The 10,770-nt window shown below is 36.8% G+C and carries 10 protein-coding genes; 2 read left to right on the forward strand and 8 right to left on the reverse strand.

The features are described from left to right. Nucleotides 1-153: 153 nt before the first annotated feature. Nucleotides 154-699: a histidine phosphatase family protein gene (locus tag ERX29_RS10545; RefSeq protein ID WP_133444640.1), complete on the reverse strand. Its 546-nt coding sequence runs from the start codon at nucleotides 697-699 to the stop codon at nucleotides 154-156. A 15-nt stretch (nucleotides 700-714) separates the two neighbouring features. Continuing rightward, on the reverse strand, nucleotides 715-1,506 hold the full coding sequence (locus tag ERX29_RS10550) for an SDR family oxidoreductase (protein WP_133444641.1): 792 nt from the start codon (nucleotides 1,504-1,506) through the stop codon (nucleotides 715-717). A gap of 105 nt (nucleotides 1,507-1,611) precedes the next feature. Here ERX29_RS10550 and ERX29_RS10555 point away from each other — a divergent pair, with 105 nt between their 5' ends. Both ERX29_RS10555 and ERX29_RS10560 read left to right on the forward strand, forming a co-directional pair. Then, the gene (locus tag ERX29_RS10555; RefSeq protein WP_165981142.1) at nucleotides 1,612-2,088 is read left to right on the forward strand and encodes a DUF2975 domain-containing protein; all 477 of its coding nucleotides are present in this window, start codon (nucleotides 1,612-1,614) and stop codon (nucleotides 2,086-2,088) included. Nucleotides 2,089-2,096: 8 nt separating this feature from the next. Beyond that, on the forward strand, nucleotides 2,097-2,309 hold the full coding sequence (locus tag ERX29_RS10560; RefSeq protein WP_133444643.1) for a helix-turn-helix domain-containing protein: 213 nt from the start codon (nucleotides 2,097-2,099) through the stop codon (nucleotides 2,307-2,309). 63 nt (nucleotides 2,310-2,372) lie between these two features. On the opposite strand, the gene ERX29_RS10565 is transcribed toward ERX29_RS10560, so the two are convergent. From ERX29_RS10565 to ERX29_RS10590, 6 genes are all read right to left on the reverse strand, one after another. Continuing rightward, on the reverse strand, nucleotides 2,373-2,750 hold the full coding sequence (locus ERX29_RS10565) for a bleomycin resistance protein (RefSeq protein WP_133444644.1): 378 nt from the start codon (nucleotides 2,748-2,750) through the stop codon (nucleotides 2,373-2,375). 31 nt (nucleotides 2,751-2,781) lie between these two features. Next, nucleotides 2,782-3,018, reverse strand: a complete 237-nt coding sequence (locus tag ERX29_RS10570; RefSeq protein WP_133444645.1) for a protein kinase family protein — start codon at nucleotides 3,016-3,018, stop codon at nucleotides 2,782-2,784. Between the two features lie 299 nt (nucleotides 3,019-3,317). Beyond that, entirely contained in the window at nucleotides 3,318-6,473 is a 3,156-nt protein-coding gene (locus ERX29_RS10575; protein ID WP_133444646.1) for a type I restriction endonuclease subunit R, read from the reverse strand. A 3-nt stretch (nucleotides 6,474-6,476) separates the two neighbouring features. Further along, complete coding sequence (locus ERX29_RS10580) at nucleotides 6,477-7,643, reverse strand: restriction endonuclease subunit S (protein WP_133444647.1); 1,167 nt, start codon at nucleotides 7,641-7,643, stop codon at nucleotides 6,477-6,479. After that, the gene (locus ERX29_RS10585; protein ID WP_424960637.1) at nucleotides 7,636-9,171 is read right to left on the reverse strand and encodes a type I restriction-modification system subunit M; all 1,536 of its coding nucleotides are present in this window, start codon (nucleotides 9,169-9,171) and stop codon (nucleotides 7,636-7,638) included. The genes ERX29_RS10580 and ERX29_RS10585 overlap by 8 nt, the downstream gene beginning before the upstream one ends. A gap of 235 nt (nucleotides 9,172-9,406) precedes the next feature. Then, the gene (locus ERX29_RS10590) at nucleotides 9,407-10,609 is read right to left on the reverse strand and encodes a hypothetical protein (protein ID WP_133444649.1); all 1,203 of its coding nucleotides are present in this window, start codon (nucleotides 10,607-10,609) and stop codon (nucleotides 9,407-9,409) included. Between the last annotated feature and the right edge of the window lie 161 nt (nucleotides 10,610-10,770).

Here is a 10,770-nt window from a genome sequence, read left to right on the forward strand (position 1 = left end):
TTGGATCACGTCTTTTCTTAGCCATCTATAGACCTCCTTAAAAAGTTAATTCGATTTTATCACTAAAAAAATAAACTGCGTAGCAGAGTCGTACGCCCTCTACTTACACAGTTTATTTTACAATCCCTTCTCCTAAGTATGATCACTTCATTTTTATATATCTAATACAACAAACTCTCCTGTTTTTACTGTATAACTCTGTTTCTTATTAGTATAGTCTGTTCCGTTTTCAAGATTCTGAATTACTTCAAATACGCCTTGGTGTGCCACGATAAGAATCGTACTATCCTCAGGAGTTTCTTTTTTAATTCTTTCCCAAAACACTTTGACTCTTTCGTAGAACGCTTTAGGACTCTCTCCGTTTGGATAGTTTTCATCCCATTTCAATGTATTCCAGTATAGACCTGGGAACCTTTTTTCAGCAATTTCATTATCCATACCAGCTAGTATTCCATTATTCACTTCTCGAAGTTCTTGATAGTAAACAATGTCCTTTAAATTCAGTATATCTTTTAAAATTTTAGTAGTTTCAACAGTTCTTATTAAGTCACTACTAAGTACCTTGTCAAACTGAATACCTTTAAGCTTATTGGAGGTTTCTTTGACTTGTTCTATACCCATAGAAGTGAGTGGTTCCCTGGACCAGCCACCTCTTTTATCCAATGTATCCTGTCCATGTCTAAGAAGATAGACAAACATAATTATATTTCCCTTTCACCTTCTAAACCCACCTTCACTATTAATCACCTGTCCCGTAATCCAGGATCCTTTGTCTGAGAGTAGAAATGTAATGATATTCGCTGCGTCTTCCGGTTTACTGAATCTGCCGAATGGAAATGTCTTCTTGTCACGCTGCCATGATTCCATCTCGTCTAAATATCCTGTGTTAGTCACTCCCGGATTTACTGCATTTACTGTGATATTGCTATCTGCCAAATCAGATGCCAGTGATTTCACGATTTCAGCTAATGCACCTTTAGATAAAGCATAGCTTATCTCATTTGGCATCGGTCCTAAACTTTGCCCGGAAGTCAAAAAGATAATTTTCCCAGTTTCTGCTTGATGATGCTGTTCCAGGAATATCCGAGCCATTAGTATTGAGGATCTCGTATTAATCCGCCAGTGTTTATCCAGTTTCTCAGCAGTTGTCTCTTTAAGCGGGCCGTCAAAGCCTGCTAATGCATGGTTATAGACGAGATAATCAATAGCGCCGTTCTTTTCAAGGAACTGTTTAATAATGTCGATGGCATTCTCTTCGTCAAAGTTTGCATGAACATGATCAAACGTTGCTCCTGATACTAAATGTTGTTTAATACCATCAAAAACACCTTCTAATTGTTCCGCTCCCCATTCCTGATTCGCATCATGTTCTTCAAAATGATGAATCAACACAGATGCTCCTTGCTTTGCACATTCCGTGGCAACAGTATAGCCAATTCCTCTCATCCGGCTTACACCTGTAATGAAAACTTTTTTATTGAGTAATGGATAAAGATTCTCGTTCATTTAATCTTATTACCTTTCTTTTTTATCGTTTATCGATATATTATTATTGAAATAAGATAAATTAATGCTATAATGATTTATATCATATCATTGCGAGGTGTAACTATGAGAACAAAGAATATCAAATTCCTAAAATTTGTCATTATTATGCTCGGCATCATTTTTACCTTCCTGGCCCTTTATGTACTTCCTTTGTATGCTAATAGTATGGCTGCCCATTATCCAGAATATGCTTACCTTAAAAATCCTTTACTTTTTGGAATCATTTTAACACTTTTACCTTTGTTAATTTCATTTTTTCAGGCGTATCGACTGTTAAACTTGATAGAGCAGAATAACGTATTCTCAGCTCGTTCTACAAATGCCCTTAAACAAATTAAAAGATGTGCTCTCGCAATCATTATATTATATATGATTGGCATGATCTTTTTACTCATTGAAGATACATTACATCCATCCCTATTACTTGCAGGACTATCTATTTGTCTCATGACTACAGTTATAAGTATGTTTGCCTCTATATTAAAGGAATTGCTGACTTATGCCATCTCGTACAAAAACGAAAATGATCTTACAATTTGAGGTGACCTATGACCATTCAAGTTAATCTAGATGTCATGCTAGCTAAAAGAAAAATGAAATTAACAGAGCTGTCAGAAGAAGTCGGTGTCACTATGGCTAATCTGTCAGTTCTAAAGACCGGAAAAGCTAAAGCCATACGTTTTTCTACATTAGATGAAATATGCAGAGTTCTGGAATGCCAGCCTGCCGATATATTGGAATATGTTTCTGAAGAAGAATAAGATCAATAATCCTCTCTCCCAATGTATATGGAAGAGAGGGTTATTAAATCTATTAACAGGTTTTCAATCTGAGAACCTCAAAAAATAACCATCAGGATCTAAAACAGAAAATTCTTTTGGCGTAACAACGTGATCACCTACTCTAAATTCACGAGTTACCAGTGGTCGATGAATAGGATATTCGGCTGCTACAACTTGTTCATACAAATTCTCTACATCGCTGATACCAAATGAAAAATTGACTCCTCTTCCAAATGGGTAGACCAACTCTTTATCAGTCGTCTGTTCAAGCATTAACTGACTACCTTCTTTTGACAGAAAAACAAATTGATCTTCTGGTCTTTCATATTCCAGCTTAAAACCTAATAAATCAATATAAAACTGCTTCGACTGTTCAATATCTGACACTTCAAATTCTGGAATTAACGCATTATAGTCCATATGACTTCCTCCTGGTTTATATTCCTTGCAATTAGAAAAGTTCGTCCAACAAGATATAATACCTTATCTTTTCCATATCTAATTTCATTCCTAGAAGTTGTTCAATTTTGCTTCTCAGTTCTTCTTCATTTGTATCTGTATTATAGAGGTAACTTCTGTAGCATAAAGAAATATCACGATATCTATCACTGATACCACCACGGCCCAAGTCGATATATCCTGTAATCTTATTATTTTGAGCTAGTAGGTAAGGTTCTTTGTCTTCCAACAATGTCTAAATAACTGGCTGATAACTCTACTTTGTGTTCCTTCAAGGGTTTTCTTTTTTCTGTATACAATATCTTATCCTGTCTGATAAGTTTACGTTTCATGCAGGCTCCAGCTCCTTTTCCCGGCCGATAGAACTCAGTATATCAACTCATGTAATAACGGTTTCATAGATAATACTCAAATATCTTTATAAAACTTCTATAACATCAATAGGATAATATAGAACATACGTTCGTGTAAAGTGATAAAAAAATACTACTTCCTGGTGTTAAACAGAAAATAGTATTGAATATCAAGTTATCTTAGTTCATTTTCCAGTGGAATCAGCTCTTCATTCAATGTTTCATTCCACTTTTTCTTCATCATCTGACGGTACTTGAACGGGTTCATATCGGGATGCTCTTTCTTGTATGAGGTAAAGTCGATTTTCTCCATCACATTCCCCATATTCGGAATCTCTTCTGAACCTGCTGTATACTGCATCGCTGATGAATGAAGCTCATATTCATCCACTTTGTATTCCTCTGCGAACTCTGCGATGATATGGTCTCTTTCCTTCGTGAAGAACTGACGCTTAAGACTGAAGACATCCGACTGTATATTATCTTTATCCTGGTCAATTTCATCCAGGATATTCTGATAGACCTTTCTCACCTGAACAGGTTTGTTCAGTTTCTGAAGGGCCTTCTCAATCTCGTCTCTTATCGTCACATTGTCTGCCTGGTAGTTCCCCAACAGCTGATCGATATAGGACGAGTCAATGTTATACATCTTGTTGTTATCATCTGAAAAGAACTCTATCTCACTTAGTGACGTCTGTTCATCTTCCGGTCCCACCAGCAGTTCCTTCAGATTAGCCTTCACATTCTCATATTTCCCCCTATGGTTCTCGAGGACTGCCATCTTATCCTTTAGTGCCTTTTCATGCTGAATATCATCATTGAACTCATCATAGGTGATGAGTTCCTCAAAAGCTTTCATACTCTTCTGATAGGTTTTGACATACTCAATCTGGATAGATTCATCTGAATGTTCATCAATATCAGGATGACTTTTGAGGAGTGACTGAAGTTCACGGTTACTTTTCTCGAACTTCTTCTTGGCCTCTTTATAGGTCGGATAGACCAGTCCGGTCTCTTCATTGGCATTCGAATAAAGCTTGGTTGCTTCCTCCACATTCTTCTCCATCGTAGCCGGTTTTCTGAAGGTCACGATGAGTCCCTTCGTCTTATCCTTGAATGTCCGGTTCGTTCTGGAGAAAGCCTGTATGAGTCCTGCATATTCAAGGTTACGGTCCACGAATAAGGTCTGCATGGAAGGTGAATCAAATCCTGTCAGCAGACGATCCACGACAATGACCAGATCAATCTGTCTGCCGGGCACCTTAAACTCAGCACGTTTTTTGGCAAGCCTGTTGTTGATGTCACCGTTATAACGTTCAATCCCATCAATACTCCATGAAGTGCCGTAATAATCATTGTAATCCTCAATGATGTTCTGCATCTCTTCCTGTTTTTCATGGGCATTATCTGAGTTCTCGTCAATCGAATAGGTGATAGCGATACGTGGGAAATCAAAGTCCTCTATGGTACGCCCTTTGCGAAGTGGTGTGTCCTTATACTTCTCCTCCATCCATCCTTCTTCAGCAGTCATCTCCTTGATTGCATGATAATAACGTTTCGCCATATCAATGGATGAAGTCGTCAGAATGGCCGACTTAGTTGGAAGTCCGTTACGGAAATCAAACTTCGTATAGGCATTATCCGGTCTGAATATCTTTTCAATGACCATCTTGATATGCTCATCAGAGTCATAGATGGATAAAGGAATATACTTCTCCTTCTCCTCCTCAGTCATGGCATCTATCAGACTATTGATATAATCAGGCTGTGATGAAGAACCCTCACTGTTCACCAGCATATCGTAGATATAGTTATGCAGGGTCGCCTTTTTAATCGTATTCTCATGTTCCACCTGGAAACCGAGGACAGCCCCATCCTCCAGGGCATTCTTGATGGTATAGGTATGAAGGACTGGACCATACTGGTCATAGGTGGTTCTCGCAAGACGTCCGTTCGCCTGTTTCTTGTTCTTCTCGAATATTGGTGTCCCTGTGAAGCCGAACCACGTTGAATTCGGGAAGAATGACTGGATGTTCTCCATATTTTCAGCTGAAATTGCACGGTGACATTCATCGACGATGAAGACGACATGCTGACCCATCAGCTTCTTAAAACGATTGGTCCCTTTCTGTTCCTCCTGTTTCTGAGCATATTTCAGCGCAGAATCCAGTTTCTGACGTGTCGTGATGATGACGACATTGGAATTGGAATCAGCCAGTAGAGCCTGAGTCAGTTCCCTCGTACTTCCTGTCCCTACAATCAGACTGTTTGAGACTGCATTCCCGCTGGTCTGTCCTGTATTGAACTCAGAGGCAAACTTCGTGAACTCATTGGTCGTCTGATTATCCAGGTCCTTACGGTCAATCAGCAAGATGGTACGATCTATACCTGCTTTTCTAGCTAACAACTTTGTCGCAACGAATGAAGTCAGTGTCTTCCCTGAACCTGTCGCATGCCAGACATAACCGGACTCATGTTTATTAGCAGAAGTCATCAACGCCTGTATGGCATGAATCTGATAGGGATGTAACACCATCAGCAGCTTATTGTCCTGGTCCTCACTGACAATCATATATTCCGCAATCAGACGATGGGCATCCGGTATCTTAAGGGCCTGTTTACAGAATTCATAGAGGTTATCCACCTTCTTGTTGTCAGTCGTCCGCCATGAGAACAGAAACTTCTTATCCATATACTTCGGTAATGCATTAGCAAAGTAACGTGTCGTCTGAAGATTCGAGATGACAAATAACTGAAGGGTCGAGAAGATATTGTTCCTGAACTGACCTTCCTCAGCATACTTCTTAATCTGATTGAAGGCCTGATAGATACCATCCTTGGCACTCGATTTCTTGAGCTCAATCTGTACGATAGGCAGACCATTGATCAGTAAGGTCACATCAAAACGTCTGTTTCGGTTATTGTCAGCACCCTGTGTCGCAATCTGATGGACAATCTCATAGCTGGAGATACCCCCGCCGATATCCTGGTTCGAATAAAGAATTAGAGAAATATTTCCCAGCGAAACATCATCACGGTCAATCGAGATGCGTGCTATCCCATTCTCACCTTTCAGCCATTTTGCAGCATCAAAAGGTGTCTGAGTCAGTCTGAGTAACTCCGTTCTTACCTTGTCGAACTCTTTATCTGTCAGTGAATGATCGGCCAGTTCAGCAAGATTGTTCTGTGTAATCTTCTGTCTGAGATTCTGCCATAGGTCATTCTCAGACTTCAGGTCCTCACGGAATGTCCACTGATTATGACCTTCGCCCATAATTGTAATTAGCTGTCTCTCTATCTCCAGTTCATCTTCAAATGAAATGTGATTCATCTGTTAATCTCCTTTCGGAAACATCTTCTGAAGGAAGCCCTGTTTAGTCTGTTTCAGAAGGTCTAACTCACGTTGTTGAAGGGTAATTGTCTCGTCGATATCCTTAAAAAACTCACCAATTTTTCTTTGTTCTTCAAGATTTTTAGGTATACTAATACTAATTTTTCCTAGAGTGGTTGAGTTTATTGCTGGATAACTAGTACCAGTACAATTATCAAGAACTACTTTTACAAATTTTTCAGTGGTTAAATAGCTAAATAAGTATGTTGTATCAATACCTTCATCGGTTCTTAATTGAGCAAACCCTGTCGAAAATACATAGTTTTTATCAGATTTATCAAATAAATAATTATTTTTTTGATAAGGTCTTACTGTTTGATAAAATATATCTCCCTTTCTTGCTATCCTTTGTGCTCTTGAAGGAGCATTTCTTTTCTCTATTTTTTGAGTGTGCATTAATTCCGTGCCTTTTACTGATTCTAAATCAACATAATTAAACTCATCAGGAATCAACGATTTAGGATTAATCTCACTAATTTCTCTCAACTCGCGCTGCTCCCAATCTTCAGCGAATCCATCAAATCTTATCTCCGGATTAGTTTCACCATCTTTCGGAAACATTTTTTGTAGAAATGCTTTCTTGGTTTGTTGCAATTGCTCTAACTTACGCTGATGAAGAGTGATTGTTTCATCTATATTTTTAAGCAAAGCAGATAATTTATTTTGTTCTTCTCGGTTAGGTAAATATAGTTTTAATCTCATCATTACATCGGAATTTAATTTTGATCTACCACCGCCTACTAAATACGGTTGAATGTTTAATTTTTTTAAAGCATACATCAAGAAATAATTATTCATATAGTTTTCAATAGCTTGTAAGACATGAGCATGATTATTAACCCAAATCTTCCCACTTACATAATGGATAGGATAGTCTTTTAAATCATTAGCACCGTCTTCTGCTATAAGTAAGAATTCTCCATCATGTGTATATCCTTTAACATAATCTTGAATGCCGTTAGCTCCATAATATGGTGTAGAACCACTTTCTCTGTGATTAGAAGTTATAGGTACTCTTAAATTATTAAATCTATTTGCCACTTCATTCAGCTCACGCTGTTCCCAATCGTCAGTGAATCCTTTGAATCTTATCTCTGGTACTTTACTCATGTCGGAACACCTCTAACGCACTGTGCAGCCACTCATGATTTTCGGGTGATGTTTCTAATGACTTAATTGTCTGAAACAGATTTCTCTCAAGTTCCTTTTTCTCCTGTCTGATTGAAGTAATTTCTTTTGCCACTTCAATCATATCGATGGGTTCTTCTTCTTCAAATGTATCCACATATCTTGGAATATTAAGGTTATAGTCATTCTCCTTAATCTCCTCAAATGACGCAAGATACGCAAATTTATCAATGTTCTCTCTACCTTTATAGGCATCCACAATCTTTGTCACATTCTCTTTTGTCAGGACATTCTGCGCTTTCATCTTTGTGAACTCATGACTTGCATCAATGAATAATACATCACGGTTCGTTCTGTTCTTCTTCAAGATGATGATTGTAGTAGGAATACTTGTCCCAAAGAACAGGTTCGCCGGGACACCGATGACTGCATCAATCGAACCATCTTCCAGTAATTTTCTACGGATTTCTCCCTCAGCTGCACCTCTGAAAAGTACACCGTGAGGTAATACGATAGCCATTGTACCTGTCTCTTTCAAATGATAGTAACCATGGAGAAGGAAGGCAAAGTCAGCTTTCGTCTTAGGCGCAAGTCGTCCATAACGGTTAAAGCGTGAATCATCTAAGAATGTCTGATCCGCAGACCATTTCGCAGAGTATGGTGGGTTCATCACGACTGCATCAAAGGTATAAGGTTCATCAGTCGGCCAGTCTCTATCCAATGTATCACCATTTCTTAGGTTTATATCCTTTGCATCCACGTCATGAAGAATCAGATTCATCTTCGCCAGGTTATATGTTGTTGTATTAAGTTCCTGACCATGATACTTAATCACTGTTCTATCATTCAGATAGTTTCTGACATTCAACATGAGTGACCCTGAGCCCATTGTAGGGTCAAATACTGAGAAAATCTTTTTATCCTGCTGTCCGATAGTGACAATCTGAGCCATCATATCAGATACCATGTGAGGCGTGTAGAATTCGCCTGCTTTTTTCCCTGCCTCTGAAGCAAACTGTCCAATTAAGAACTCATAGGCGTCACCAATGACATCACCTTCGTGATTAAGTAAGTCGATATCATTCAATTTCTTGATAACTTCCGTTATAGTGATATTTCTCTGTGGAGGACTTGTACCCAGTTTGTTGGAGTTCAGATCGATATCATCAAATAATCCTGTAAATTGTTCAAAGTTAGCCGATAATTGAACAAAAGCCTTCTTCATATCATCAATCTGGAATGTATTCAGCTTCGCTTTTTCAGCCAACATATTAAATAGATAATCAGGTTCAATTTCGTACCCTAATGTATCAATTAATGTAGCTTTCAGATCTTCCGCTGTATCTTCATTTGAGATAAGTGACGTATAAAGCTCTGTCTGTTTCTCTTTTGTGCTGTACAATGCCTCATCTTCATAGCTCAGCTCAACCACCTTCTTCAACATCTTGTCTGAAAGATACTTATAGAAGATTAATCCTAGTAGATAGTTCTTGTATTCTGATGCATCCATCTTGCTTCGTAAGTTATCTGCCGCACTGAAGAGTGCCTGGTTAAGTTCTTTTCCCAATGTTATTCCTCAATTCCATAAAGTTATATAATCTTAGTATTAACTTATTTTTTCAGTATTTAATTAAAATAGTTGCAAAATTTAATGAGACTGTCTATAATAAATATCAGGTATAGGGAATGTTTTCTGCTATATCGAGCCTCGCGGATAATATCTGGCGAGTTTTTTTTGTTCATTTTTAACTATAATCTATTGTGGTTGCAAGAAATAGTTTGTCTTCGATAATATCCTGAAAAGAAATATCACTCAAATTTTGTTCAAAACTTAATGTTGTATATTTAGCTTTAGGGAAATCTTCTTTAGAAATTACACTATTTTTGTGTAAATAATCAATTCTAGTTCCGGTACACACTAATGAACATAAAAAATCTACTACCTCTGATCCGCAATGTGGCGGATTATTACCACTACCTACTTCTTCTTTTCTAATAAATCGAATTTCATCCAATAAAGCTACTGCAGTTTCTTGTACAAACCTTTCTGTTCCCGTTGTCAAACATTCATGAAATGCCGTTTTTAAATCATTTTTTGCTTCAAATTCTTTACCATCTGCGTCAAATCGTAATTTACTATATGTAGTTTTTGGTAAATTTTCGTCAAGATATATATTTCCCTCGAATTCCCTTGATATAAGAAATTCAATTAGTATGTCTAAATGTTTCTTCATTGTGATTCTTGGTTCATCTTTACTTAGGTTTTTAGCAGGACGATGTGTTAGACTAGTGAGTTCTGGCTTTTCTGTATTCTTTCTTATAGGTAAATATGATTTTTTTTTATTAATATAATCTGTATTCAAAATAGAAAAGTTTGATTCTTTCAGAACCTTTTTCATTTCTAAAAAAAAATTATGAACGATTCTTATGTTAAATTCACTGGAAGAATCTAAAAACAGATTGTATGCTGTTATATCTTTTTCATCTATTCCTAAAGTTTTCTTAGTATATCTATTAAAAAGCTTTTTATATTCTTGATAAATTTCTTTATCTGAAGTTTTTATTTTTTCCAAATCCTTTGTGAATGATGAGGGACTATTATTCAGAATGTTTTCTAACCTTGCTATATCTACATGATTATTATCATGAAAAATTTCTAATTTTTGTTTAATTGCTAATTCAATATTTTTCACATGGTTACTTGATAATAATTTTTTATATTCTGCGAAGTGCAAGCATGTATTACTTGGAATATTGAACTTTTCTTTAAATTGACACCATCTTTCTTCAAATCTATGTAAATACTCCTCTGATTTAAAAGAAACGCTTGATAGTGAATAAAAATTATAAATTTCATTATTTCTATTATTCTTATAAAATTCTGTGACAAAATAATTAGTTTTACATTCATCTATGTAAGTATAAAACATTGTCTCATCTCTAGTCATAAGTACCTCCAATATATGATATAAATGATATCACTAGTGTTGCATAAAAATATTTCAACCTACGGTTTTAAATGGAATATTCTAAAAATTTATTTTCTGTACAAAAAAAGTCCTTTATAATGGTTGGAGGTAGTAATACACATCCAAATCCAATACAAAGG

This window comes from Macrococcus lamae (assembly GCF_004359545.1).
Taxonomy (GTDB): domain Bacteria; phylum Bacillota; class Bacilli; order Staphylococcales; family Staphylococcaceae; genus Macrococcus; species Macrococcus lamae.

What these genes read in the sequence shown, in the direction of transcription:
- ERX29_RS10545 (WP_133444640.1), bottom strand. Translation starts at nt 699, where the DNA reads ATGTTTGTCTATCTTCTTAGACATGGACAGGATACATTGGATAAAAGA.
- ERX29_RS10550 (WP_133444641.1), bottom strand. Translation starts at nt 1,506, where the DNA reads ATGAACGAGAATCTTTATCCATTACTCAATAAAAAAGTTTTCATTACA.
- ERX29_RS10555 (WP_165981142.1), top strand. Translation starts at nt 1,612, where the DNA reads ATGAGAACAAAGAATATCAAATTCCTAAAATTTGTCATTATTATGCTC.
- ERX29_RS10560 (WP_133444643.1), top strand. Translation starts at nt 2,097, where the DNA reads ATGACCATTCAAGTTAATCTAGATGTCATGCTAGCTAAAAGAAAAATG.
- ERX29_RS10565 (WP_133444644.1), bottom strand. Translation starts at nt 2,750, where the DNA reads ATGGACTATAATGCGTTAATTCCAGAATTTGAAGTGTCAGATATTGAA.
- ERX29_RS10575 (WP_133444646.1), bottom strand. Translation starts at nt 6,473, where the DNA reads ATGAATCACATTTCATTTGAAGATGAACTGGAGATAGAGAGACAGCTA.
- ERX29_RS10580 (WP_133444647.1), bottom strand. Translation starts at nt 7,643, where the DNA reads ATGAGTAAAGTACCAGAGATAAGATTCAAAGGATTCACTGACGATTGG.
- ERX29_RS10585 (WP_424960637.1), bottom strand. Translation starts at nt 9,171, where the DNA reads ATGGATGCATCAGAATACAAGAACTATCTACTAGGATTAATCTTCTAT.
- ERX29_RS10590 (WP_133444649.1), bottom strand. Translation starts at nt 10,609, where the DNA reads ATGACTAGAGATGAGACAATGTTTTATACTTACATAGATGAATGTAAA.